Origin of the sequence: Rhodococcus sp. NJ-530 (genome assembly GCF_003860625.1) — a bacterium.
Classification (GTDB): domain Bacteria; phylum Actinomycetota; class Actinomycetes; order Mycobacteriales; family Mycobacteriaceae; genus Rhodococcus_F; species Rhodococcus_F qingshengii.
This window is the reverse complement of sequence record NZ_CP034152.1, coordinates 1,079,572-1,103,473: the sequence shown is the minus strand read 5'-3', so window position 1 is coordinate 1,103,473 and position 23,902 is coordinate 1,079,572. Positions and strand designations below refer to the sequence as shown.

The following is a 23,902-nucleotide window of genomic DNA, read 5'->3' as shown; positions in this document are numbered from 1 at the left end:
TCACTTCACCCACAACCACAGAGCCAACACGAATCCCGCTATCGCTACTGCCACACGCAGTACCGATGGCGGGATTTTCTTGACGACGGGCGGGCCACACCAACCTCCGGCCAACGCGCCGAGCGCCATCGCCAACGCGGCCACCCAATGCACCTGTCCGGAGAAGGCGAAGATGAGTGCAGCCACAAGATTGGCGATGCCGAGAAAGAAACTCTTCAGGATCGTTGCACGCCACACCGTTTCGGAAGTGAGGATGAGCGTCGCAGCCAGGAAGATGACTCCGGCACCGGCACCGAAATAGCCGCCGTATACCGCGACGGCGAACAGTGCTGCGGAGTAGATTCCGGGGCGGTCACCGCCGCCGGACAACTCACGAATCTTCGGTTGCAGCAGCAGCGCGAGCGAGGCGAACACGACCATCGCCGGCACAACGGATTCGAACGAACCTTCCGGTGCCAGCCACAGTATGAGGGCACCGATGATGCCACCGGCCGCCGAATAGAGAGACCAGCGAACAAGTTTCGGACCGGTATCGGCAACTTCACGGGACGAGTTCGCCAACGCTCCGACGCCGACGGCCACCAACGCGACGGTATTGGTCATGTTCGCGCTGACCGGTGAGAGCCCGACACTCAGCAGCGCCGGATACGAAACGATCGATGCAAGACCGGTGACAAAACCGACTAGACCGCTGAAGAATCCCGCTACGACGAGGAAAAGGAAATCGAGCAGGTTCACGAACCAGGAATCTACTCGCGGTGCCCGGTACTACTTGTCGGCAGGCTTGCCGAGTTCCTGGAAGAGCTTGTCCGTCATCTGCATTGCTCGATCACCGCCGTCGGCGTCTGCGACGAACACCGCGAACGCGAAGTCTCCGCGTGATCCGTAGAACCAGCGATCATCACCGCTCGCTGCACCGGCCGCCATCATGTCCGGGTACCCAGCCAGTCCGCCGGCGCCTCGCATGGCGTCACGCAGACGATTGTTGACGTCGCCGGGCAACGCCGTCGGCGTGACGTCGGCGGTAGCCGGTTGTCCGAAGACCATCATCGGCAGCGGGGCACTGCCGCGGGCGATCGATGCCGCTAGCATCGCCATTCCGAACGGAGTTACCGTCGGCGCGCTCGCGTCGTTGGACGTCTTGTTGGCCATGACGTTGTTCATCGCCTGGTCCACGCCGGGGCGGTTCGCGGCAAGCACTGCTGTCTGCTGTTCGAGTCCCTGAATGTGGAAGCCGTTGCCGAGTCCGAGTTGCTGCCCGGTGTCGGCCAACTGCTCGGCTGACACGGCGCCGGGGTCGACGCCGTTCTGCATCGACGATGCGAGACGGACCAGATCGAGGGCGCCGCCGGCCGGGCGCAACCCGGTGAAGGCGATCGGGCCCTGTTCGATGGCCTGATTGTTCTGTGCGGCAGCCAGAATGGCGCCGTCCGACGGGCGGATCGCGACGATGGCCGCAGGAGTACCTGCACTGACGACAGCTTCGATCGCGGCGAGTTGAGCGTGCGAATCGAGGGTCGCGGCGACGTCGGGACCGGGAGGTCCCTGGAAGCCGGCTTGCTTGATCGGGAATCCGTTGGGCTCGACCAGATTGACCGCCCAGCCGGCGGTGGCGTCGCGATTGGCCTGCCACACGGTCCGCAGTGGGTCCAGCAACGGCGAGTTGATGCGACGGTCGGAGGCGATCAGCTTGGGTGTCTTGACCACGACGACACCGGGGATCGCAAAATCGCTTTCCAGGTAGGCGTAGTCGGGATCGCGGAGCAGTACGGCGGTGACGGGCTTGCCGGGGTTTGCGGCGAGGTCGGCCAACATCGACTCCGAAGTGACCAACGGTGCGACAGGTTCGAGCACCGTGGCGAGGCGACGAGTGGTGTCGACGGGGTCCGGCATGGTGGCCGGGTCGAGAGTGATCGCGTTGATGGTCTGCTCGTTCATGAGCAGGGTGCCGGTGCTGTCGACTACCTTCGGCGGCGCTGCGTCCGTGCGGGTGTACGAAACGGTGCGACCGTTGCCGAGGTCGGGGACGAGGACCGACGGGTCCCAGGACACACGCCAGCCGACCGACAGATCACGAACCTCACCCTGCGACTGGTAGCTCCAGTCCTTGCCTTCGCCGAAGTTCCAGGACGCGTCGAGTGTGAAGAGTCCGGAGTCGCTACCCAGATCCATGACCTGAGCGACGTCGAAATCGGTGGACTTGGCGGCCAGTCCGTCGAACATCTGCTGGATCGACGGCCGCGCCGCGTTGGGGTACGACGTGAGCGCCGCAGCAGCTTCGGCGTCGTGGTTGTTGAGGGCGGTGACGAAGTCCTCCACCACCGACGCGGCGTCGGATTTCTTCTCCCCACCGATGACACACGACGCGAGCGCCACTGTCAGAACGACAGCAGTTATCGACGCAACGACATATTTTCCACGACGGTTGTGCTGTCCTCCGGGCCCCATGCATGTAACTCTTTACTTCTGTCACACGAGTAACAAGCACGGGATGCCTACGAACGTGTCACGGTTGAGCTACGACGGTGTGATCCAACTGCAACGGAAAACAGGTTTCAGCGCAGAAAAGTGCCCGCTACCTGCACTGCAGGCGACGAGCTGTCCGCACCCGCGATGAATACCGCAAATGCGAGGTCTCCCTTGATTCCGACAAACCACCCATGTGCCGGGCCACCCTCGGTTTCGGCCGTGCCGGTCTTGCCGAGAAGCCCCGGAATGTCCTGCAACGACGTCGCCGTACCGCCTGTGACGGTCTCGCGCATCATCACCCGCAACTGTTCGGTCACCTCCGCGGGAGCCGGTGCAACGGTCTGATCTGCCACGCCGGGCTGTCCCTTGACCAACATCGGCGCGGGTGTCGTTCCGTTGGCGATCGAGGCCGCCACGAGAGCCATCCCGAAGGGCGTGGCGGTCACCGTGCCCTGTCCGATCGCGGACTCGACGCGTTCGGCGGGGGTGTTCGCGTCAGGGACGTTGCCCGTCACCGTCGTGAGTCCGGGGGTGACGTAGTCGACGCCGAGCCCGAACTGCAGCGCCGCTTTGTGCAGAGCATCGGCGGGTAGACCGACGGCCATCCTCGCCATTGTGGTGTTGCACGACTTCGCGAACGCGGTGTGCAGCGGAACCGATCCGAGGTCGAACTCGTCGTCGTTGGGAATCTGACGGCCCTCGATGTTCTCGGTACCCGGGCACGGCAGAACGGTGTCCGGTGTAGCGACACCGGCTTGCAGGGCCGCGGACGTCGTCACGGTCTTGAACGTCGAACCCGGTGGGTACAGGCCGGTCAGAGCGATCGGGCCCTGTGCGTCGGCGGGGGCGTTCTGGGCCACCGCCAACACCGCTCCGGTCGACGGCTGCAGCGCAACGATCGCCGCCTGTTGTGTCACCCCGGCGAGCGCATTCTCGGCCGCGAGTTGCAGTGGTCGGTCAATGGTGGTCGCGATGTTCGGAGCAACCGGCCCGTCTTGGCCGGCGACGGTGGTGACGGTTCCGTTCTGCTTCACCTGCTGTACCGCCCAGCCCGCGGACTTGTCCTGCCCCTCCTGCCACAGATCGGACAACCCACTGAAAGTCGGCGACGCCAGAGTTTTGTCCACCGAGAGCAACCGAGCCTGCGGCGCCAAGCTCACTCCGGGAATCGCCGCCAACCTCTCCTCGATCGGTGCAAGATCCTCGGCCCGCAAAGTGATTGCGGTGACCGGCTTCCCACTTGCCGACGCAAGATCGCCGCTCAGCGATGCCGCCGTGATCGTCGGTGCGATGGGCGAGAGAAGAGCCGCCACGGCTGCCGTGTCCACCGGGGGCACCGCGACGGAATCGAGATTGACCAGCGTCACCACCTGCTGCTCCATGATCGGCTGGCCCGCCGCGTCCAGCACCGACGGCGGAGCACCGGTAGTGGGTGTGTAGCGCAAGGTCGTCGAGGAGGTCAGGTCCGGAGCCAACAGCGCCGGGTCCCACTGAATCAGCCAGTTGTCCCCGCTTTTCGACGCGTTTCCCTGCGTCGAGTAGTTCCAGTCCTGACCTTCACCGAACTTCCACGCCGCATCGAGTGTGAACGTCCCCGCAGAATCACCGGACTCGGTGGCGTCGGAGACGGTGAATGTTCCCTCGTCCTTGCCCAGCCCGTCGATCAGAGCCGAAATCGCAGTCGACGCCGCCGCCGGATCGGTGGTCAGGGCTGCCGCCGCTTGCACGTCATCGGACGTGAGCGCGGAGGCGAACTCCTCTGCCACTGATTTCGGCTGGTCAGGGCCAGAACTGCAGGCAACTACCGATCCTGCGGCCAATACCCCAGAGCCACGGCACCCACGGGACGACGGAAAGTTCGGAAGCTCTGACGAGCGTGTGATAGGCGCACGACTCCGATCATGCCCGAATTTGTGGCGCCAGTTCGACTATCGGTGTAATCATGTAATCAGTGCAATAAACGCACGCCACACTCCACCAGCCCTCCGAGGAGAACGCCATGAAGAACTCACAAAACTCCGGCGACCGCAGGTTCGGCCGTCCCGGAGGTTGGCAACAGGCGTCGGTTCCCGACGCGAGTGATGCGTCCGACTGGTTTGCCGGTCGACTTCCAGATGACTGGTTCACCGGAACGGCCGACGTCCAGGTCGACCGCGAAGAAATCGTCGTGATCGGTGAACTCCCGGCAGTCGACGGTGGCGAGGCCGCCGCGGACGGAAGGATCTCACGCTTTCGCGAAACCACGCGCGCCGACCGGATGCGCATCGCCGACGAGGCCGAGGCTCGCTACGGGCGCAAGGTCGCCTGGGGTGTACGTCTGGACGAAAAGACCGTCCTGTTCACACATCTCGCAGTTCCGGTGATGACACGACTACGTCAGCCCGAACGCAAGGTTCTCGACACCTTGGTGGACGCGGGAGTTGCTCGCTCCCGAGCGGACGCTCTCATGTGGACAGTCCGGTTGGCGGGCAAGCACAGCGAACAATGGCTCACCGAACTCCGCGAAGCGATGTCGAAGGTCGACGACCTCCGATCCGAGGGTCCGAAAATCTGAAGGCCCGAAAATCTGAGCACCGAACACCGACGAGACCGACAGCACAGAATAATTCGATTGCACGGGACCGTTCGAGTGTTCTAACCTGGAACACGAATCATTCCCGACAGAACAGGAAACGGGCCGTTGCTCCTCTAGAGGTTCATCACGCGAAGGCACTCGCACCCATCAGCACTTGCTGAGCCGGGCGCACAGTCCAAGCACCCTCTGGAGTACTCATGACCCAATCCCATCTTTCTCTGTCGCTCTCGGATCTCACCTTCATCTGGCCGGACGGCGAATCAGTCTTTTCCCACACCAATTTTGTATTCCCCAGTGGCCGTGTCGGTCTCGTGGGACTCAACGGATCGGGAAAGTCGACTCTGCTGCGATTGATCGCAGGAGAGCTCTCACCGGAATCCGGATCCGTGACCGCTTCCGGCGAGGTCGGCTACCTCCGTCAGGACATCACACTCGATCCGAGCGTTCGGGTGGATGACATCCTCGGTATCCACGAACTCCGAAACGCTTTGCACCGCATCGAAACCGGCGACGGCTCCGAATCCGACTTCGCGCTCGTGGACAACAACTGGGATATCGAGGAGAGCGCTCTCTCCACCTTGCATCGACTCGGCCTCGAGAAGGTGGTTCCGGATACCGCAGCATTGAGCCGAACTGTCGGCACCCTCTCCGGCGGAGAGACCGTCCTACTCGGCCTGACCGCAACGCTGCTGAAGAATCCACAGGTACTTCTCCTGGACGAGCCGACCAACAACCTGGATCGCGACGCTCGATCACGAGTTCATGCTGCAGTCCAACAGTTTCCGGGAACCGTGCTGATCGTCAGCCACGACCGGGAACTGCTCGACACCGCGGAGTACACGATCGAACTACGTCGGGGGGATCTACGCGTGTTCGGCGGCAACTACTCGCACTACCAGGAGGTCGTGACCGCTGAGCAGGAAAACGCACTCGCCACCGTTCGCGACGCCAAGGCCGATCTGGCAAAGCAGAGCCGCGAGCTGATCGACGCTCGAACGAAACTGGACCGGCGTAAGCGCTATGGGCAGAAGATGTTCGAGAACAAGCGGATGCCGCCGATCATCGCGCAGACACGAAAACGTCAGGCCCAAGTTTCAGCGGGAAAGCTGGCCCTCAACCATATCGGGAAGGTGGACGAGGCCAAGTCTGTCCTGTCGGAGGCAGAGGAACTCCTTCGAGACGATCGCGAGATTCGTCTGGATCTGCCTGCTACAGAGGTTCATCCGGGGCAGCAGGTTGCGCGGCTCGACGAGGTGCCGTTGCAGAGCGGCCAAGTGGTATCGCTCCAGATCACCGGGCCGGAGCGGATTGCGATAGTGGGACGCAACGGAATCGGCAAGACGACGTTGCTCGATGCACTCGCCGCGTCGACTCCGTTCGTAGCCTCTCGTGCGCTCCCCCAACGTCTCGACGTGTTCGACGAGGACCTCTCGGTGGCGGACAACGTCGCGTTGGCCGCGCCACACGCGACAGCCGAGGAAATTCGCGGGCAGTTGGCACGGTTCCTTTTCCGGGGAACGGATTCCGACGTATCGGCATCCGCACTCTCCGGCGGTGAACGATTGCGTGCGGCGTTAGCCACGATCCTGCTGGCCGAACCCGCGCCCCAGCTGCTTCTTCTCGACGAGCCGACCAACAACCTGGACCTACCGAGTCTCGCCCACCTCACGCAGGCACTTTCCGATTTTCGCGGCGCCATGGTGGTGGTGAGTCACGATCTGCCGTTTCTGCGCGACATCGGTATAACGCGGTGGATCAGCATGGACGAGAATGGTATTCGAGACATCGATCCCGAGTAGGCCGACGGTTGACGCTATCGGTGCTCGACGGTCTGGCCTACCGTGGGGCGATGTCCCTTCACCTCGACGCAACCGCCGCGCTGTCGCTCGCAGGTTGGGTTCGCGAAGAACCTACTCGATCGGCCTCTGCCCCAGTTCCGCAACCACTGGTCGGCGGTTGTGACCAACTCGTAGTGTGGGCGAGTTCCTTCTCCGTACTTGCCAGTTCCGACGACCAGGTGTGGTTTCTCTCGGCGGAGAACTATGCCGGTGGCGTTGGCGTCAGCGATGAGGCGTTTCCCTGGAATGCGTTCCGGCACGAGAGCCTGGCGGTCGCTTCCGGGCCGGCGGAACGCGCGGCGATCAACGCCTTCTGGTCCACTCACCTCCCGGTCCTGATGTCGGTCCGCAATGGGTACGAGTACTTGGCGCTCGCACCCGACGGTCAGGTTGTCCGTGGAGGAGAGCCGGAGTTCGAGGAGGTCACCATCGTCGCCGCTGATTTCGAGGCTCTGATTCGGGGCATAGCCGCAGGCGTCAGCACTGCAGACCCCTCCACCGATGCATTGCTTGGAACAGTGGGTACTGCCCCGCCGGGCAGTGACCGGTAGCTCTGGGGGAGGCCGAGTTGACGGCCCGACTGTTCGTGAGAGTCCACGCCATCCGTCGAATGGGACCGGACGACTACTCGAGTTCACGTGCGTAGCAACTGGCACCCATACTGGACGGGTGTTGCACGACGTGAGAAATCCGGTGGACGGTGCGCGGATCACCTATCAGATCGTGGGCGATGGCCCACCCCTGTTGATGGTGCACGGCACAGCGTTGTCGCGCTCCATCTGGCGTGGCTTCGGGTACGTCAAGGCACTTCAGGAGCAATATCGTCTGATCCTCGTCGACATGCGGGGTCACGGACGCAGTGACAAACCACACGACTCCGATTCGTATGCAATGGATCTGGTGGTCGGCGATCTCCTGGAGATCCTCGACACGGAGTCTCCGTTCGAACCGGCACACGTCCTCGGATACTCGTTCGGCGGACGCTCGGTGATGTCGCTGACAGTCGAGCACTCCGAACGGGTGCGATCGCTGACCGTCGGGGGCGGTAGCAGCCGACCGATGACGGGCGCGTTCGACGCATTGTTCTTCCCGGGCTGCATCGACGTACTCGAAAGCGGCGGTATCGAGGGATTTCTGACCGGTTGGGGCGTGAGGCGCGGCAAACCGGTGGATCCTCAGACCGCGACTGCCTTCCGAATCAATGATGCCCTCGCGCTCGCTGCCTACATGCGCCGCGCAGAGAAGGAGCACGGCATCGACGACGCCGTGCTGCAACGGATCACCACACCGGCGTTGTTGTTCGTCGGATCGAGAGATCGCGAGCGCCTGCCGGATACCGAGCATCTCGCGTCGCTGATCCCGGACAGTGCCTTGACTGTGATCGAAGGGGCTGACCACGCAAGCGCAGTCGCAGACTCCGATGCTGTACTGCGTGCGCTCATTCCGTTCCTGAGCCGACAGTAGTCCGCCTTCAACCTCTCGCTACTGCGATGTGAGCACTCTCGACTCCAACGCGGTCACCGGTGGTTGCCGCAAGTCCAAGCGCCTCAACAACTGGGCATTCGCGGCAACGACCACAGTGGATACCGACATCAGGATTGCTCCGACCTCCATCGGCAGCACGAACCCGACGGGCGCCAGTACTCCCGCAGCGAGGGGAACCGAGATCGCGTTGTATCCCGCTGCCCACCAAAGGTTCTGAACCATCTTCCGGTAGGTGGCGCGGGAGAGCTCGATGACCGAGCTCACCGAACGCGGATCATCGCTGGCCAGAACAACTCCCGCCGACGCGATCGCCACGTCGGTTCCGGCACCGATCGCGATGCCCACATCCGCCTGGGCGAGTGCCGGCGCATCGTTGACCCCGTCACCGACCATCGCCACGCGGTGGCCCTCAGCCTGAAGCCGAGATACCTGCGCTCCCTTGTCCTGCGGAAGCACTTCGGCGAAAACTTCGTCGATCCCGAGCCTGCGAGCCACCGAATGGGCCACGGCCTCCGCGTCTCCGGTGACCATGGCCACCCGCACACCGCGAGCATGGAGGGCGTCGACGGCCAATGCTGATTCCGGGCGAATCTCGTCGGCCAATGCCAATGCGCCGATTACCTTCTCGTCACGCACTACATGCAGGACGGTCGACCCGTCACTGAGCCACTCTTCGGTCCCCGGGATCGCGGTGGCCCCGACCGATCGCAGCATCCCCGGTCCGCCGACACCGACGCGTGCACCGGCGACGTCCGCAGCAACCCCGATCCCGTTGTGCGTCTGAAAGTCGGAACCCGAAGTGAATTCGAGCGACAACTCCCGCGCCGCCGCGACGACGGCGCGCCCGAGTGGATGTTCGCTGTCGAACTCGACGGCAGCCGCTGCGCTGAGAACTTCGTCGTCGGAATACCCGTCGACACCGCGTACACCGACCACTGCGGGCTCCCCCTTGGTGAGAGTGCCGGTCTTGTCGAAGAGAACGGTGTCTACGTTACGCATCGCCTCGAGGGCCATGCGGTCGGTGATCAAGATCCCAGCCCGAGCCGCCCGTTCCGTCGCGATCGAGACGACCAGTGGAATCGCCAACCCGAGCGCGTGCGGGCAGGCGATCACCAGAACGGTGATCGTCCGGGTGACTGCGCTCTCCGGGGTGCCCCAGATACTCCAGGCGATCGCGGTCAGCACTGCCGCGCCGAGTGCGTACCAGAACAGCAGAGCAGCGGCCTTGTCCGCCAACACCTGCGCGCGACTCGACGAGTTCTGGGCTTGCTCGACCAGGCGCCGGATACCGGCGAGCGCGGTGTCTTCTCCCACGGCGGTGACTCGAAGCCGAAGTGCCGAGTCGGTGGCTACCGTGCCGGCCACCACCTGATCTCCGACAGTCCGGCGGACGGTCTTCGACTCGCCCGTGATCATGGATTCGTCCATGTCGGCGCTTCCCTCGACCACCGTTCCGTCCGAGGGAACACGGGCGCCGGGACGAACTATCACCAGGTCGCCGGTCGCCAGAGCTGCGGTGGGCACGGTTTCCACCGATTCCCCCACCACCCGTTCTGCCTCGTCGGGCAGCAAAGCGGCAAGTGAATCCAAGGCGCTCGATGTCTGACTGAGCGAACGCATCTCGATCCAGTGGCCCAACAACATGATCACGATCAGAAGCGCGAGCTCCCACCAGAAATCGAGAGTGTGATCCACCCAGTGCAGACTCGCAGACCATGACGCGAAGAAGGCCACGGTGATCGCGAGCGCGATCAACAGCATCATTCCCGGCTGCCGAGAACGGATTTCGGCAACAGCGCCGGCGAGGAACGGCTTGCCACCCCAGAAGTACATCACCGTGCCGAGTACCGGTGAGATCCATTCCACCAGAGAGTTTTCCGGCAGTGTGTACCCGACCAGATCAGCGAACATCGCGTCTGCCGCAACGACCGGAACCGCGATGACCAGCATGACTGCAAACAACGTCCGGAACTGTGCGACGTGATCCCCGTGACCACCGTGTGCCCCATGGTCCATCTGGCCATGGTCCATCTGACTGTGATCCATGTGGCGGTCATCCCCTCGCGTGTGATTGCAGCACAGCACCGGTCAAGCCATCAGCCTCGAACGTATGCCCAGGTAGCCACCCGAGCAAGGTCACGCGGCCAAGGCCTCCTGTTCAACTCCCCTTCAACATCGCTTCCATCTGAGTGATTTCCGCCTGCTGACCGGCAATGATCGCTTCTGCCATCTTCTCCGCCGACGGGTCGAGCCCGTTGTCGAGTTCGGTCTGGGACATGGTGATGGCACCCTTGTGGTGCTCGATCATCATCGTCAGCCACAACTTGTCGAACTCCGCGCCACTGGCATCGGTGAGGGCGGTCATGTCGTCGGCCGACATCATTCCCGGCATCTCGGCCATCCCGACGCCGTGTCCCGCGTGCGCCGACTCATCCATGCCCTCCATCGAACTCGACGAAGGCTCGGGGCGTCCCCACTCCGTCAACAATTCGGTCATCTGAGCCATCTCCGGGCCTTGCGCTGCCTCTATCTGCGCTGCAAGAGAGAGAAGTTCGGCATTGTCGGTTCGACCGTCGACCATCCTGGCCATGTCCAATGCCTGCGCGTGATGCGGGTACATCCCTTCGAGAAACTCGATGTCGGCGGCATTGACACCCGCAGGAATCTCCGACTGTGCTGCAACACTGGTTGTTTCGGAAGAATGGTTGATGCTCTCCCCGGAGTTGTCCGAGCATCCGGCAATCAACAGTGCTGCCGCTGCCACAACCGGAACGAACCGCGCGGCGCTCTTCCTGACCGTCAAAGACATGTTTTCACTCCCGAGAATTGATTCTGTTCGATATGCACTGCACCACAATTGATTTGACAAGAGTGCTGCGCATGCACAGTTGCCACGTTACCGGCGAAAATCCACCGCGAAGCCCGATAACCGGCTCGAACAGGCTTCCTTCATCGAATCTTCACAGTCGAGTGGAAACCACCACGCGCCAGCAATGCAGACACGCAGTCGACTAACCTCGGTCTGATGAGCGCCGAACTACGACCTGGCGAGGAACCGGGGCGCGTTCTTGTCGTCGACGACGAGACTGCCCTCGCCAAGGTTGTCGCCAACTATCTGACACGCGAAGGATTCACCGTGCGCCTCGCCCACGACGGGCCGAGCGCAGTACGTTCGGTGCGCGAATTCGAGCCCGCGCTGATAGTGCTCGATCTAATGCTCCCGGGCTTCGACGGCATGGAAGTCTGCCGACGAATCCGTACCTTCTCCGATGCGTACATCCTGATGCTGTCCGCCCGCGGTGAAGAGTCGGACAAGGTGACGGGTCTGGCGGCCGGCGCAGACGACTACGTGGTCAAACCCTTCGGCCCCCGCGAACTGGTTGCGCGAGTGAAAGCACTGCTCAGACGGCCACGCGCGTCGAGTTTGCTGCCAAAAGTGCTGCCGACGCCTCCCGGACTCGACATCGACGTCCTGGCCCGCACGGTCCGTGTCGACGACACCCTGGTCGATCTCACTCCCACCGAGTTCACCCTGTTGTCCGCGCTTGCATCCCGACCCGACGCTGCCTGGAGTCGGGCCGAGATCATCACCTCGGTGTGGGGCTCGTCCTGGTTCGGGGACCAGCACATCGTCGACGTCCATGTGCGTGCATTACGCCGCAAACTCGGCGACGACGCGACCGATCCTCGGTTCATCAGAACCGTCAGGGGCGTCGGATACTCCCTGAGGTCGTCATGAACGCGGTCGTCATGAAGAAACTCGGGCTACGCGGAAAACTGCTGCTGGCGCAGCTTGTCGTCCTGTTCGTCTCCTGCCTCGCCATCGCCGCAGTCGCCATTGCCGTCGCTGCCCCGCTCTTTCACAACCACCTCATGATGGCCGGCATCGAAGACTCGAATGTCCGTACCCACACCGAAGAGGCATTCGCTCAGACCATGACCATTGCACTGTTGTGCGGGATCGCGGTCGCACTGGTAGGCGCAGGCATCGCCGCGGTCTACATCGTCCGACGCATCACGGCCCCGATCTCAACGCTGGCGGAGGCGGCGCAAAGCGTCGCAGACGGGAACTTCGACGTGACTATCGGCAGGTCCGACGTAGATGCCGATTTCACGCGTCTCGAAACTGCCTTTGCCGACATGGCGGCACGCCTTGATCATTCGGATCGGGTCCGCAAACGCCTGCTTGCCGATCTTGCCCACGAATTACGCACTCCGGTATCGACTTTGGCTGCGTACGTGGACGGCATCGAGGATGGCGTCCTCCCCACGGACAACTCTTCATGGTCGGTCATGCGCGATCAACTCGAAAGACTGCGTCGGCTCTCTTGCGATCTGGCGGACGTCTCCGCGGCCGACGAACACGCTCTCGAACTCGATCGCCGAGACGAGAAGATCGACGACATCGTTTGCAGCGCAACGGCAGCAGCGGCGCCACGTTTCGCCGATCGTGGAGTCGAATTGACGACCGCGCTACCTCCGCAACCGATCACGGCCGAGGTCGATCGCCAACGAATCGAACAGATCCTCGCCAATCTGCTCGAAAACGCGTTGCGGCACACGCCGAGCGGAGGTTCGGTGACGGTGACACTCGCACGGGAAGGTGACCACCTCTCGGTGTCCGTCACCGACACCGGTGACGGAATTCCCGCAGACCAACTCGAATCAGTCTTCGACCGTTTCCATCGCGGTGATCGATCCGACGGTTCCGGTTTGGGGCTCACGATTGCGCGCAGCCTCGCGCTCGCACACGGCGGCGATCTGTCGGCGCTCCGAAACGAGCAACCTCTCGGCAGCACGCTGATCCTCACCTTGCCGACAGGTTTCAGGCTGCCGCTTTGAACGGATCGTGCTCGGCGATCAGCTTCTCGAGTCGAGCCTCGTCCACTCGAACCCTGACTGTGGATGCCTCCTGCTGATCACGAATCACCTTGGCCAACGTGAACGTACTGGTGACCAAGAACAGCAAGGACATTCCGAGAAATCCGCGTTGCCACGCATCGATCGGAAGATACGCAATTCCGAGGAGGGTGCCGACAAAACTGACGGCAAAGGCTATTCCGGCCTGAAGATAGAAGGCTGCAGTGGTCTTCGAGGGTGTTGTCGGTGTGCTCATGCTTCGAAGTCTGCTCGCCCATCCCGGCACTCGGATGCGTAGTCCTACTCGAGTGCGCACGGTACTTCCCCGGCAAAAATCAGATGCCGTTACCCATCCTGGTGGATAGTCTCGGTCCGGTATCCGGAGTTGTTCCAGAACAGTCAGACGGCAGGAGTGATCGATGACCCGCAGACATATCGCCATGGTGAGCATTCCGGCACCGGGCCACGTCAATCCGAGCCTGGCGATCATCGCGCGTCTCGTCGCCGCCGGTCACCGCGTCACCTATGCCAACGACGAGTCGATGCGTGAGATCATCGAGGCGACCGGGGCCGAATTCGCACCGTACGTCTCCACGCTGCCCAGCCTCGTCCCTTCTCCCGACGGCGCCGAACCCGAGAAGAGCTGGGACGGGGATCTGATCGATCAGTTGACGATTTTCCAGGACGATTACGAGTCGATGCTGCCGCAGCTACGCCGAATCTACGAAGACGATCGCCCTGACCTCTTTCTCTACGACATCGCCGGCATTCCGGCACGAATACTGGCTAAGCAGTGGGGCGTTCCCATCATCCAGTTGTCGCCGACGTACGTTGCCTGGGACGGTTACGAAGCCGACGCCGCACCGATGTACGACGAAATTCGTTCCGATCCGAGAGGCGTCGACCTGCTCGATCGGGAGACCCGGTTCTTCCGCGCCGAAGGCGTCGAGGTCGATCCGCGTGAGTTCACCGGACGCCCACCCCGTGCAATCGTGCTGATCGCAGAATCGATGCAGCCCAACGCCGAACGCGTGAACCGCGACGTCTACACGTTCGTCGGCCCCGCACTCGAACCGAGCAGTCAACCTTGGGTGAACCCAGATCCCGAACGCAAGCTCTTGTTGATCTCGCTGGGTTCAGCATTCACCGATCATCCGGATTTCTACCGCACCTGCGTCGAGGCTTTCGGCCAGATGGACGGCTGGCACGTCGTCCTCCAGATCGGAAAGCAGGTGCAGATCTCAGTTCTCGGACCATTGCCCGACAACGTCGAAATACACCGTTGGGTACCGCAGTTCGCGATTCTGCAGCAGGCCGACGCGTTCGTGACCCACGCGGGTATGGGCGGATCCAGCGAGGGACTCGTGACCGGGACACCCATGATCGCAGTGCCGCAAGCCGTCGATCAGTTCGGCAACGCCGACTCACTCGTCGACGCCGGTGTCGCAGTACACGTCGACAGCGCTACCGTCACGGCAGTAGAGCTTCGTGAGGCGCTGACTCTGGTGAGCGCCGACGAGTTCCGCCGACGCAGCGCGGAGTTGGCAGAAGAACTCGCAGCGGCGGGCGGTGTGTCCCGTGCCGTCGAATTGATCGAAGCCGCTCTACCCGGCAGCGGGCCCGGATAATGTCTGCTACCAGTGCCAGGCGTCGCCGCCCACGTTCTTGATGGTTCGCTGCAGCACAGTGATGGTGGTGACAAACTCCTCTTCGGTGATTCCCTGCATCCGCTCTTCCTGCAGCATCTGCTGTACCCGCGCGGCGCGATCGAACTGCTCGGAGCCCGCATCAGTCGGGCGAAGGACAGACCCGTCTTCGCGCGCCCACCCCAGTTCGAGGGCAGAGTCGACGGCGTCATCGATCACGTCGGTGGATTCGTTCGGACCGATCGTCCGCAAGAGGACAGCGCGCTCCACCCCTTCAGGGTGCAGCGAAAGTTGGTGCAGGACCCACCACCCCGGCTGGGTGACGCCGATCGCTTCGAGTGCTCCGCGCGTGCGCGTGCGAATCGCTTCACCGGCTCGCGCGGTCCAGAATCCGATCGGCTGGTTGGCCGGTGGCTGCATCGCTTGTTTGTTCATGCACACGACGATAAAACCTCAACGGAAGTTCAGGTCAACCACCAGCGAGGTGAAGTTCTACATATGTTGCGTGATTGCTCGGCCGATAATGCGGGCGGCGTCGGGGAACTCACCCGGGTTCGGTCCGGCGTAGTTGAGCCGCAAGAACTTTCCAGTCGGTTCTGCCGGGAACCAATCGTCACCGGCCCCGACGATGACGCCGGCCGACCGGCAGTCCTGCACCACGCGTTCGACGTTCGTGGTGTCCGGGAGCCGAAGCCAGAGGTTGAGTCCGCCTTTCGGTACGGCGTCGAGGTGAGCGTCCGGCGCGTGCTCGCGCAGACTCGACACGAGGAGGTCGCGTCTGGCCTCGAGTTGGTGACGAAGCCTACGCAAGTGCGTTCGCCAGGCCGGTTGGGTCACGACGTCGAGCGCTACCGCTTGCAGCATCCCGCTGACATACATCGAATCTGCCTGTGTATCAGCCAGAATCCGCTCGTACGCCGGACCCCGAGCGATCAATCCGGCAACTCGCACCGATGGGGACACGCTCTTGGTCAGCGCACGAAGGTAGACGACGTGACCGCTGTCGTCTCGTGCAGCGATGGGGCTGGGATCTGCGGTGATTCCGAAGTCGAGCGCCGAACTGTCCTCGATGAGGAATGCGCCGTGCCGACGGACGGTGTCGAGAACCTTGTCAGCCAACGACGGCGACCACAGCGCTCCCGTCGGACTCGCGAAGCTCGGTTGTGCGTAGAACGCACGGGCACCGGTCTGTTCGAATGCACGCGAAAGCTCTTCAGGATCAGGCCCGTTGGCGCCGCTGGAGATCGGAATGACCGTGACTCCTGCCTGCGCGGCGGCCAGGATCGCTCCCCAGTAGGTCGGCGATTCCATGAGCAACGGACGCCCCTCCCCCACCAACGCGCGAAAGGACGTCGCAAGCCCGCCTTGACTGCCCGGAAGTACAACCACGTCGTTCGGCCCCGGCGGCGTGATCCCGGCAGGAGTGGCGGAACCCAATTCGGAGGCAAACCAGGACTGCAGTTCCGGAAGCCCGGCAGCGAGGGGCCGATTGAACACGGCGTCGGTTCGCGTCGCCCTGGTGAAGGCTGCACGAACCAGACCTTCCGGCAACAGCTCTCGGGCCGGATAGCCGGAATGCAGCGCGATCACGTCGTTGGAGGTGGACTGCAGCGCCATGGGCAACTGCAGACGATAGTTCGGCGATCCGAGCGCCGCTGTCTGCCACCCGTAGTCGTTGGGTCGCACGACGCGCGCCGCGCGCACGAAGGTCCCCACACCGGGACGAGCCTCCACAACCCCCTGAGATACCAGTGTTCGCAGCGCCTTCTGCACGGTGACCGGACTCGCCCCGTGCAGGCTGACGAGCGACCGAGTGGACGGAAGCTTCGCGCCTGGAGGAGCCGTCGCGATCCACTCACGCAAGGCTGCGACAATCCTCGAACTGCTATCATTGGACATGTCGAATCATAGTAGCGCTACTCCTCTTTCGCCGCTAGCGCTATCGCGAATCAATGTCCGTTTCCAGACCGAACCCTGAGGCGCCCTTCTCATCTGAAACACAACTCGCCCACCCGAACCGGAGAGGTACGTAACCGCGTGAACACACCCATCGATCAGGCCCGCAAGCTCGAGAATGTCAGGTACGACATCAGAGGGCGAATTCTCGACAAGACCGAAGAACTCGAGGATCAGGGACACACGATCCTGCGACTCAACGTCGGCAATCCGGCCCCCTTCGGGTTCGAAGCTCCGGACGAAATCATGATGGCCATGATCCGCAATCTCCCTACCGCGCAAGGATATTGCGATTCTCGCGGACTGTATTCGGCGCGCACTGCGGTGGTCCAGTACTACCAGACGCGGGGTATCACCGACGTCACCGTCGACGAGATCTATCTCGGAAACGGTGTGTCCGAACTGATCACCCTGACGATGCAGGCCCTCTGCAATCCAGAGGACGAGATCCTGATTCCCGCTCCCGACTATCCCTTGTGGACGGCTTCGGTTTCACTTGCCGGCGGCACGCCCGTCCACTACCTCACCGATGAAAGCCAAGGCTGGGCACCGGACTTCGACGATCTGGAAGCTCGGATCACGCCGCGCACCCGAGGGATTGTCGTCATCAATCCCAACAATCCGACGGGCGCCGTCTACTCGACGGAGGTGCTGCAACGCTTCGTGGATCTAGCGCGCAAACACGATCTGATGCTCTTCGCCGACGAGATCTATGAAAAGATCGTCTACGACGGCCGATCCATGACAAACCTTGCGACGATGACCGGGCGAGACGTTCTGTGTCTGACGTATTCGGGACTGTCCAAGGCCTACCGCGTGTGCGGATTCCGAGCCGGATGGCTGGCCGTCACCGGACCACTCGAGCGGGCGTCGAGCTTCATCGAAGGCATCAAATTGCTGGCCAACATGCGAATGTGTGCCAACGTGCCGGCGCAGCACGCTATCCAGACTGCACTCGGCGGACGCCAGTCCATCGAGGACCTGTTGCTTCCACAAGGTCGGCTGACGGCCCAGCGCGATCTCGCACACACCACACTCAACAGCATCGACGGGATCAGTTGCCAACAGGCCGACGGGGCGCTGTACCTGTTCCCCAAGCTCGACGTCGACAAGTTCGGCATCGTCGACGACGAGAGGTTCGTTCTCGATCTACTGGAATCGGAGAAGATTCTTGTCAGCCACGGTCGCGCGTTCAATTGGATCGAACCCGATCACTTCCGGTTGGTGACTCTCCCCAACACCGACGATCTCTCGACGGCACTCGAGCGACTCGGCAACTTCCTCAGTTCCTACAGCCAGTAGCCCTGGGTACCGGGCCCACATACGACTGAACGCCGACCGGATTTCCGGTCGGCGTTCAGTGGTGAAAATCAGCAGGCGATCAGGCAGTGACGATCGCGTCGAGGGCCGAGTAGAACAAGCCCAATCCGTCGTCACTGGGACCGGTGAGAGCCTCGGTGGCGTGCTCGGGGTGCGGCATCAAACCGACGACCCGGCCGTTGGCCGAGGAGATGCCGGCGATACGACGCTGCGAGCCGTTGGGGTTCTCCTCCGAGTAACGGAAGACGACGCGGCCTTCGCCCTCGAGTTCGTCGAGAACCTTCTCGGACGCCTGGAAGCGACCTTCACCCGACTTGAGGGGGATGAGGATCTGCGCGCCGGCCTCGTATCGCGAGGACCACGCCGTGTTGTTGGCTTCGACTGTCAACCACTCGTCGCGGCAGATGAAGTGCAGACCCTGGTTACGGGTCAGGGCACCGGGGAGCAAACCTGCTTCGCAGAGGATCTGGAAACCGTTGCAGATGCCCAGGACCGGCATGCCGCCCTTGGCTGCTTCCACAACCTTGCCCATCGCGGGAGCAAAACGTGCGATCGCGCCGCAACGAAGGTAATCGCCGTACGAGAATCCGCCGGGAACGATGACCGCGTCGACACCCTTGAGGTCTGCATCGCCGTGCCAGAGTTCGACAGCTTCACCGCCGGCCAGGTTCACTGCCCGCGCCGCGTCGATGTCGTCGAGCGTGCCGGGGAAAGTGATTACTCCGATACGTGCGCTCATGCCTCGACTCGCCTGACGGTCCAATCCTCGATCACCGTGTTGGCCAGCAGGCCTTCGGCGATCTTCTCGAGTTCGGCGTCTTCGACACTGCCGTCGATCTCCAACTCGAACCGCTTGCCCTGACGGACATCGGATACTCCTGCAAAGCCCAGGCGAGACAGTGCCCCGACAATTGCCTGTCCCTGGGGGTCGAGAATCTCGGCCTTGGGCATGACTTCGACGACGACACGGGCCACGTGCTGCTCCTCGGTACTAGTGCGCGAACCCGGAGTGAAACGCTCGGGTGATGGCCAGTTTACCGGGCGGACCCGAGATGGTTCGCATCGAGTGATCGGGGCGTGACGGCGACCACCTGTGAAACCCGCCTGCGAGTCCCTTCGGGGCGGCGCATACTCGAAATCATGCGACTGACACATTTTGGCCATTCCTGTGTGCTCGTGGAGTTGAACGGCTCGAAGATCCTCTTCGATCCCGGCAACTTCTCGCACGGATTCGAAGGCATCACCGGCCTCGACGCCATCCTCGTGACACATCAACACCCCGATCACGCCGACCCTGCGCGGCTGCCCGAACTGGCCGAAGCGAATCCCGACGCCGTGCTCTACAGCGATCCGCAGACGGCTGAAAAGCTCGGTGGGCGCTGGACCGGCGTCCGGCCGGGCGACCGGTTCAGCATCGGCGACGTCGAGGTGACCGGAACGGGCGGAGAGCACGCAATCATCCATCCGGACCTACCGATGATCGACAACACCGCGTTCCTCCTCGGTGACGCCACCAACCCGGCACGGTTCATGCATCCCGGCGATTCCCTCTACGTCCCCGAACAAAAGATCGACGTTCTCGCCCTCCCCGCCGCCGCACCGTGGCTCAAGATCTCGGAAGCCATCGACTACCTCCGCGCGGTGGCGCCGCGCGTTGCGGTTCCCATTCATCAAGCGATCATCCGCGACGAGGCCGCAGGCATCTTCTACGGTCGCTACTCGGAAATGGCTGCCGACGGCACCGAGTTCCGAGTTCTCGGCGAGGAGTCGAGCGTCGAAGTCGCCTGATTCGGTTCTCACGCACTCACATCGACGATGATCCAGCCGGTGCTCGTGCCACCGGCTGCGTCGGTGAGTGTGTAGAGAATCCTGTCGGTGCCTGCCTTCGTTCCGGCTTCGAACACCACTTCGCCGTTTTCGAGCTTCACGGTGCCACCGAGAAGTGACGTCGCCCCGACGCCGGTCACTGTGATCGAATCTCCGTTGCTGTCATGATCATTCGCGACGGCGTCGACGGTGACTGTGCCGCCTGAGCGGACCCGCGCGGTGTCGAGTGCGGCGTACGGCGGGATCGGGCTTGCCGTGTACCGACCGACGTCGTCGAGTCGAGCCGAGGCAACCTCCGCCGCATCGACGATGGCAGCGAATTCGGTGCCGTCGAAGCGTGAGAGGTCGTTACCGTTCATGATGGTCGATCCCTCGGCGCCGCCGCCGTGGTAGTCGTCGGCATAGAAGTTGTGGCCCAACTCGTGGCGGAGAACGCGGCTGAAGTTGCCGTCGGACTCGGCACCGACATGCGCGTAGCTGTGGTCGAGTTCGAACTTCGAGTAGTAGGCATTTCCGCCACCGGATGCGCACACGACGGTCGCCTGATCGACACTCGACCCGACCTGATCGGACCACAGATCTTCCAACTGCTCGAGATTTTCACAACTGCTCGAGTACGGATCGCCGGCGGAATCTGCCCGCAGGACAACTCGACCGAGGACCGGCCGAATCCCGACGTCTCTGATCCAGATGGCAGCGGTGCGGGCCATTGATTCCTCGGCCCGATCCAGAGCGACGGCGGCACTGCCTGCGCCGTGCGCGGAGTACCACTCGCCACTGAGGTCCAGTCCGACCACGAACTGCTTGACCGTCTTGCCGACCCTTGCGGCCGAGGCCGGCGCAATGGCCGCGGTGGGCCACTTGGGTTTTGCGTCGATCGGCGCCGTGCTGCGACCGACCACCTCGGATCCGACGAACTCTATCGAACACCACGATCGAAAATCACCTGCCCGCGCAGTGTTCCGGCGGAGTCGACGATGGCCGAGACGATTGCGTCCGGACGCCCTTCCACGCTGCCGATGTACGAACGGGGCGCCGGGATCACCGCGTCGGTCAGCGCTCCGTCGCTGTCTTGCACAGCCATCGAGAACTCGGATCCCCGCAGGTTCATCTTGTGAAGGCGCAGTGTGAGTTGCTCACCTTCATCGTCGACGGTTGCGGTGCGGACGCCATCGCTCGACCCGCTCGACCCGCCGTCGACACTGCCCGTCGGCAGCGTGTGAACCGCGCCGGTCGGAGCGGCAGACGCGAGCGCCGGAACGAACGCAGCACAGACGACTGCGCCCACAGCCACGGCGACAAGACCCTCGGCCGACTTGGAGAACACTCTCGTGCGCATGGCGAGATCCCAATCCCATCTACTAGCGGCAGATTAACTGCACGCACTCTAGCAGTGGGAGAGTTGGCTGACCCAGCGCTCTAATTAATCGTCCGCTTTATGCGATTTTGACCCATTCTGCCCTACTACCAGCAAGGAAGTGGAGAAACACGAAGAGTCTGCCCGCTCGGACAACCCGGACAGACGACATAGTCTCGTAGCTATCAAATAGTTGCCAACTACCGAATTCAGGCAGCGCCGAGCTCCTGAGACGGGGAGTTCCACCGATACACCTGCGAGTCGGCTTCGTGGAAGAGGGCAAGGTCGACGGCGTCGAGGACGGCCTGACGTGGGCCCTCGTTTCCCAACTGCTTGGCCGTGATCGACAATCTGACCAGTCCCCCACGTTTGGCGGCACGCCCGGCGCCGAGAACCAATGCGCGACACCACCACGGCTCGGCCTTGAAGCCTTCGCCGATCCCGAAAACCCTTCCCCGTTGCAAGGTTCCGCGGGTCAGATCATGTACTGCCCCGAGGCCTGCCATCGTGCGAAAGCCCGTCTCCGGCAACACCGACATGGCACCGGGCGATGCCACCCAGCGCGGCGGTGCGAACACCCGGGTCCGAAGGCCTGCATGCTCGAGAACGCGGTCCGCAGCGAGTAGTCGCAGTTTCGCTTCGTGCTTCGACAGAGTGGCGAACTCGGCTCGGCGACGCTTGGTCGCGGCCTGGTCGTAGCCGTGCAGAACGATGGCATCGCCGTGCTCGCGACGCTCACGCAGCCAAGCCGTCGTCACCGCGTCGTCGGCCAGTCGGTATTTGTCCTTCAGTCGCGGCGCCACCAGGAGCGACAAGCGGACACCTCGAGTGTCCATCTCGTCTGCGAATCCGGCAGCGAGATAACATGTCTCGTCTCTGATTCCGGATACCGACACGATCAGTTCTGCGGACATACTCCGATAGTGGCAGCTGTGGGTGAACAGCACACTGCCGCCGGATGATCATCCGGCGGCAGTTTTCAGCGCACCTACTGGTTCTTGGAAACCTCTAGTTCTTGGGAAGCGCAGCTTCGATCGCGGCGACAACCTCGGGTGCGTCAGGCTCGGTCCGCGGACGGAAGCGGTTGACGACGGTGCCGTCCGGTCCGATCAGGAACTTCTCGAAGTTCCACTGAATGTCTCCCGCAGCGCCTTCGGCGTCGGCCGCCTTGGTGAGCTCGGCGTACAGCGGATGCTGGTTTTCGCCGTTCACCTCGATCTTCTCGAGAAGCGGGAACGTGACGCCGTAGGTAGTGGAGCAGAACGTCTCGATCTCTTCGGCGGTACCCGGTTCCTGCCCCATGAACTGGTTGCACGGGATACCGATCACGGTCAGACCGCGATCGGCGTACTCGCTGGCCAGCTTCTCGAGCGCCGAGTACTGCGGGGTCAGTCCACACTTGGACGCGACGTTGACCACGAGGACGGCGCGGCCGTCGTATTCACCCAAAGAGGTGGGCACGCCACCGAGGGTGTTGATCGCGATGTTCTGTACTGGAGTTGTCATAGGCTCCAACTTAGCGACTCTCTCCCGCACCGCTCCTTCGCGCACTGCTAATTCGACGCTCCGAGAATGCGATCGAGGTCGTCCAGAACGGTGAGGCCGCCGAGCGGTCCGACGCCGGTGATCCAGTAGGACATGTCCACCAGATGCGGGTTCGGGAAGAATCCGGCGTTGTCTGCCACGGCCTTCGGCATCGTGCCGGCATCGGCCGGTTTCGCGGAGGTGACCAGGATGAGGTCGGCGTTGGCTCCGGAGACGAATTCCGGGGAGAGGTCGACGGAGATCGAGTTCTCCCAGTCGCGTGAGGGAATCGTGAGTCCAGCACATTCGAGAGTGCTTCCGGCAAACGACGTGGGTCCGTACAGCGTCAGAACGTCGTCGCGTGGGCGGATCAGCTGAGCGGTCTTGCCCTCGGTGCTGTGCTTGCTCGCCACTTCCTCGCAGCGTGCCGTGTAGTCACCGAGCAGTTCACCTGCCTGATCGGTCTTGTTCAACGCCTCTGCGACGAACTGGACGTTGTCCTGCCACGGATCGGTCTGAGTTGCCATGTAGACGGTCGGCGCGATGGCAGCGAGCTGCTCGTACATATCACCGTGCCGCGATTCCGTTCCGATGATCAGGTCCGGGCTCAGTGCGACGATCTTCTCGAGGTTCGGTGCCGCGACGGTTCCGACCATCTCGATCTCCGCCGCCTTCTCACCGAGGTACGCCGGAACGCCGGTCGTCTCGCTGAGTACCGCGGTGCCCACGGGAATCACGCCCAGCGCTACCGACGTGTCGAGCTGAACCGGCTCGAGCACGACAACTCGCTGTGGATCCGTCGGTACGTCGGTGGTTCCGCGGGCGTGGGTGACCGCGTGCACGGTGTCGGCAGACTGACTGCCGGTATCCGTCTTGTCGTCACTGCCACACGCCGTTGTCGTTGCCACGATGGCGGCGAGGACGAAACCACCCAGCACGTACTTCGCCCGCGAGTTACTGCGTTTCATTCCCAACACTCCTGTTACCGACTGCTTCCGACCGTCACAGCCACGCGCATTCACCACGGCTGAGCAAAGGATTCACC

Annotated in this window: 24 protein-coding genes; 9 read left to right on the top strand and 15 right to left on the bottom strand. The window is 62.8% G+C overall.

The window, feature by feature from the left end; genetic code table 11:
* The 3 genes from EHW12_RS05050 to EHW12_RS05040 all read right to left on the bottom strand — a co-directional run bounded on the left by EHW12_RS05050 (position 1) and on the right by EHW12_RS05040 (position 4,289).
* Positions 1–738, bottom strand: a complete 738-nt coding sequence (locus EHW12_RS05050) for a sulfite exporter TauE/SafE family protein (RefSeq protein ID WP_003945554.1) — start codon at positions 736–738, stop codon at positions 1–3.
* Between the two features lie 30 nt (positions 739–768).
* Positions 769–2,448: an NTF2-like N-terminal transpeptidase domain-containing protein gene (locus tag EHW12_RS05045; protein WP_125050350.1), complete on the bottom strand. Its 1,680-nt coding sequence runs from the start codon at positions 2,446–2,448 to the stop codon at positions 769–771.
* 107 nt (positions 2,449–2,555) lie between these two features.
* Positions 2,556–4,289, bottom strand: coding sequence for a penicillin-binding transpeptidase domain-containing protein (locus tag EHW12_RS05040; protein ID WP_241199105.1), 1,734 nt, complete (start codon positions 4,287–4,289; stop codon positions 2,556–2,558).
* Between the two features lie 179 nt (positions 4,290–4,468).
* Between EHW12_RS05040 and EHW12_RS05035 the strand changes: the two genes are divergently transcribed.
* The 4 genes from EHW12_RS05035 (at position 4,469) to EHW12_RS05020 (ending at position 8,346) form a co-directional block, all read left to right on the top strand.
* Positions 4,469–5,023 (top strand): hypothetical protein, encoded by a 555-nt coding sequence (locus EHW12_RS05035; protein ID WP_003945732.1) that lies wholly within the window; start codon positions 4,469–4,471, stop codon positions 5,021–5,023.
* Between the two features lie 218 nt (positions 5,024–5,241).
* Complete coding sequence (locus EHW12_RS05030; RefSeq protein WP_064074134.1) at positions 5,242–6,843, top strand: ABC-F family ATP-binding cassette domain-containing protein; 1,602 nt, start codon at positions 5,242–5,244, stop codon at positions 6,841–6,843.
* A gap of 50 nt (positions 6,844–6,893) precedes the next feature.
* Positions 6,894–7,433, top strand: a complete 540-nt coding sequence (locus EHW12_RS05025) for a hypothetical protein (RefSeq protein ID WP_231915003.1) — start codon at positions 6,894–6,896, stop codon at positions 7,431–7,433.
* A gap of 142 nt (positions 7,434–7,575) precedes the next feature.
* Positions 7,576–8,346 carry an alpha/beta fold hydrolase gene (locus EHW12_RS05020; protein WP_003945805.1) on the top strand — a complete coding sequence of 257 codons (771 nt, stop codon included), beginning with the start codon at positions 7,576–7,578 and terminating at the stop codon, positions 8,344–8,346.
* An 18-nt stretch (positions 8,347–8,364) separates the two neighbouring features.
* On the opposite strand, the gene EHW12_RS05015 is transcribed toward EHW12_RS05020, so the two are convergent.
* Together EHW12_RS05015 and EHW12_RS05010 are read right to left on the bottom strand one after the other, a co-directional pair.
* Positions 8,365–10,413, bottom strand: coding sequence for a heavy metal translocating P-type ATPase (locus EHW12_RS05015; protein ID WP_125050348.1), 2,049 nt, complete (start codon positions 10,411–10,413; stop codon positions 8,365–8,367).
* A gap of 112 nt (positions 10,414–10,525) precedes the next feature.
* On the bottom strand, positions 10,526–11,176 hold the full coding sequence (locus EHW12_RS05010) for a DUF305 domain-containing protein (protein ID WP_054188009.1): 651 nt from the start codon (positions 11,174–11,176) through the stop codon (positions 10,526–10,528).
* Positions 11,177–11,392: 216 nt separating this feature from the next.
* Here EHW12_RS05010 and EHW12_RS05005 point away from each other — a divergent pair, with 216 nt between their 5' ends.
* Together EHW12_RS05005 and EHW12_RS05000 are read left to right on the top strand one after the other, a co-directional pair.
* On the top strand, positions 11,393–12,106 hold the full coding sequence (locus EHW12_RS05005; protein ID WP_081557412.1) for a response regulator transcription factor: 714 nt from the start codon (positions 11,393–11,395) through the stop codon (positions 12,104–12,106).
* A complete protein-coding gene (locus EHW12_RS05000) occupies positions 12,103–13,209 on the top strand; it encodes an ATP-binding protein (protein ID WP_099696998.1) in 1,107 nt (368 codons plus the stop codon). Before EHW12_RS05005 ends, EHW12_RS05000 begins: the two co-directional genes overlap by 4 nt.
* Here EHW12_RS05000 and EHW12_RS04995 read toward each other — a convergent pair.
* Entirely contained in the window at positions 13,193–13,483 is a 291-nt protein-coding gene (locus EHW12_RS04995; protein ID WP_003945505.1) for a YiaA/YiaB family inner membrane protein, read from the bottom strand. The genes EHW12_RS05000 and EHW12_RS04995 overlap by 17 nt on opposite strands.
* Before the next feature lie 163 nt (positions 13,484–13,646).
* Here EHW12_RS04995 and EHW12_RS04990 point away from each other — a divergent pair, with 163 nt between their 5' ends.
* Complete coding sequence (locus EHW12_RS04990; protein ID WP_125050347.1) at positions 13,647–14,855, top strand: macrolide family glycosyltransferase; 1,209 nt, start codon at positions 13,647–13,649, stop codon at positions 14,853–14,855.
* A 6-nt stretch (positions 14,856–14,861) separates the two neighbouring features.
* Here EHW12_RS04990 and EHW12_RS04985 read toward each other — a convergent pair whose 3' ends face one another.
* Positions 14,862–15,308, bottom strand: a complete 447-nt coding sequence (locus tag EHW12_RS04985; RefSeq protein WP_007734451.1) for a hypothetical protein — start codon at positions 15,306–15,308, stop codon at positions 14,862–14,864.
* Between the two features lie 57 nt (positions 15,309–15,365).
* The gene (locus EHW12_RS04980) at positions 15,366–16,772 is read right to left on the bottom strand and encodes a PLP-dependent aminotransferase family protein (protein WP_042452643.1); all 1,407 of its coding nucleotides are present in this window, start codon (positions 16,770–16,772) and stop codon (positions 15,366–15,368) included.
* A gap of 138 nt (positions 16,773–16,910) precedes the next feature.
* Here EHW12_RS04980 and EHW12_RS04975 point away from each other — a divergent pair, with 138 nt between their 5' ends.
* On the top strand, positions 16,911–18,131 hold the full coding sequence (locus tag EHW12_RS04975) for a pyridoxal phosphate-dependent aminotransferase (protein WP_058227295.1): 1,221 nt from the start codon (positions 16,911–16,913) through the stop codon (positions 18,129–18,131).
* A 79-nt stretch (positions 18,132–18,210) separates the two neighbouring features.
* Here EHW12_RS04975 and purQ read toward each other — a convergent pair whose 3' ends face one another.
* Together purQ and purS are read right to left on the bottom strand one after the other, a co-directional pair.
* On the bottom strand, positions 18,211–18,888 hold the full coding sequence (gene purQ / locus EHW12_RS04970; protein ID WP_003945887.1) for a phosphoribosylformylglycinamidine synthase subunit PurQ: 678 nt from the start codon (positions 18,886–18,888) through the stop codon (positions 18,211–18,213).
* A complete protein-coding gene (gene purS, locus EHW12_RS04965) occupies positions 18,885–19,124 on the bottom strand; it encodes a phosphoribosylformylglycinamidine synthase subunit PurS (RefSeq protein WP_003945817.1) in 240 nt (79 codons plus the stop codon). The genes purQ and purS overlap by 4 nt, the downstream gene beginning before the upstream one ends.
* Positions 19,125–19,289: 165 nt before the next feature.
* Between purS and EHW12_RS04960 the strand changes: the two genes are divergently transcribed.
* Positions 19,290–19,937, top strand: coding sequence for an MBL fold metallo-hydrolase (locus EHW12_RS04960; protein WP_054825454.1), 648 nt, complete (start codon positions 19,290–19,292; stop codon positions 19,935–19,937).
* A gap of 8 nt (positions 19,938–19,945) precedes the next feature.
* Here EHW12_RS04960 and EHW12_RS04955 read toward each other — a convergent pair whose 3' ends face one another.
* The 5 genes from EHW12_RS04955 to EHW12_RS04940 all read right to left on the bottom strand — a co-directional run bounded on the left by EHW12_RS04955 (position 19,946) and on the right by EHW12_RS04940 (position 23,825).
* Positions 19,946–20,878, bottom strand: a complete 933-nt coding sequence (locus EHW12_RS04955) for an Ig-like domain-containing protein (protein ID WP_241199104.1) — start codon at positions 20,876–20,878, stop codon at positions 19,946–19,948.
* A 17-nt stretch (positions 20,879–20,895) separates the two neighbouring features.
* Positions 20,896–21,315 carry a hypothetical protein gene (locus EHW12_RS35095; protein WP_241199103.1) on the bottom strand — a complete coding sequence of 140 codons (420 nt, stop codon included), beginning with the start codon at positions 21,313–21,315 and terminating at the stop codon, positions 20,896–20,898.
* A gap of 227 nt (positions 21,316–21,542) precedes the next feature.
* The gene (locus EHW12_RS04950; RefSeq protein ID WP_007734443.1) at positions 21,543–22,247 is read right to left on the bottom strand and encodes a DUF2334 domain-containing protein; all 705 of its coding nucleotides are present in this window, start codon (positions 22,245–22,247) and stop codon (positions 21,543–21,545) included.
* A 94-nt stretch (positions 22,248–22,341) separates the two neighbouring features.
* Entirely contained in the window at positions 22,342–22,839 is a 498-nt protein-coding gene (locus tag EHW12_RS04945) for a glutathione peroxidase (protein WP_003945816.1), read from the bottom strand.
* A gap of 47 nt (positions 22,840–22,886) precedes the next feature.
* Complete coding sequence (locus tag EHW12_RS04940) at positions 22,887–23,825, bottom strand: iron-siderophore ABC transporter substrate-binding protein (protein ID WP_125050346.1); 939 nt, start codon at positions 23,823–23,825, stop codon at positions 22,887–22,889.
* Positions 23,826–23,902 lie beyond the last annotated feature (77 nt).

Bases quoted from the DNA above. Each gene is read 5' to 3' on its own strand.
- EHW12_RS04950 (WP_007734443.1), bottom strand. From the start codon at position 22,247: ATGTCCGCAGAACTGATCGTGTCGGTATCCGGAATCAGAGACGAGACA.
- EHW12_RS05045 (WP_125050350.1), bottom strand. From the start codon at position 2,448: ATGGGGCCCGGAGGACAGCACAACCGTCGTGGAAAATATGTCGTTGCG.
- EHW12_RS04995 (WP_003945505.1), bottom strand. From the start codon at position 13,483: ATGAGCACACCGACAACACCCTCGAAGACCACTGCAGCCTTCTATCTT.
- EHW12_RS35095 (WP_241199103.1), bottom strand. From the start codon at position 21,315: ATGCGCACGAGAGTGTTCTCCAAGTCGGCCGAGGGTCTTGTCGCCGTG.
- EHW12_RS04960 (WP_054825454.1), top strand. From the start codon at position 19,290: ATGCGACTGACACATTTTGGCCATTCCTGTGTGCTCGTGGAGTTGAAC.
- purQ (WP_003945887.1), bottom strand. From the start codon at position 18,888: ATGAGCGCACGTATCGGAGTAATCACTTTCCCCGGCACGCTCGACGAC.
- EHW12_RS05015 (WP_125050348.1), bottom strand. From the start codon at position 10,413: ATGGATCACAGTCAGATGGACCATGGCCAGATGGACCATGGGGCACAC.
- EHW12_RS05010 (WP_054188009.1), bottom strand. From the start codon at position 11,176: ATGTCTTTGACGGTCAGGAAGAGCGCCGCGCGGTTCGTTCCGGTTGTG.
- EHW12_RS04990 (WP_125050347.1), top strand. From the start codon at position 13,647: ATGACCCGCAGACATATCGCCATGGTGAGCATTCCGGCACCGGGCCAC.
- EHW12_RS05025 (WP_231915003.1), top strand. From the start codon at position 6,894: ATGTCCCTTCACCTCGACGCAACCGCCGCGCTGTCGCTCGCAGGTTGG.
- EHW12_RS04980 (WP_042452643.1), bottom strand. From the start codon at position 16,772: ATGTCCAATGATAGCAGTTCGAGGATTGTCGCAGCCTTGCGTGAGTGG.
- EHW12_RS05000 (WP_099696998.1), top strand. From the start codon at position 12,103: ATGAACGCGGTCGTCATGAAGAAACTCGGGCTACGCGGAAAACTGCTG.
- EHW12_RS04940 (WP_125050346.1), bottom strand. From the start codon at position 23,825: ATGAAACGCAGTAACTCGCGGGCGAAGTACGTGCTGGGTGGTTTCGTC.
- EHW12_RS04945 (WP_003945816.1), bottom strand. From the start codon at position 22,839: ATGACAACTCCAGTACAGAACATCGCGATCAACACCCTCGGTGGCGTG.
- EHW12_RS04985 (WP_007734451.1), bottom strand. From the start codon at position 15,308: ATGAACAAACAAGCGATGCAGCCACCGGCCAACCAGCCGATCGGATTC.
- EHW12_RS05035 (WP_003945732.1), top strand. From the start codon at position 4,469: ATGAAGAACTCACAAAACTCCGGCGACCGCAGGTTCGGCCGTCCCGGA.
- EHW12_RS05030 (WP_064074134.1), top strand. From the start codon at position 5,242: ATGACCCAATCCCATCTTTCTCTGTCGCTCTCGGATCTCACCTTCATC.
- EHW12_RS05005 (WP_081557412.1), top strand. From the start codon at position 11,393: ATGAGCGCCGAACTACGACCTGGCGAGGAACCGGGGCGCGTTCTTGTC.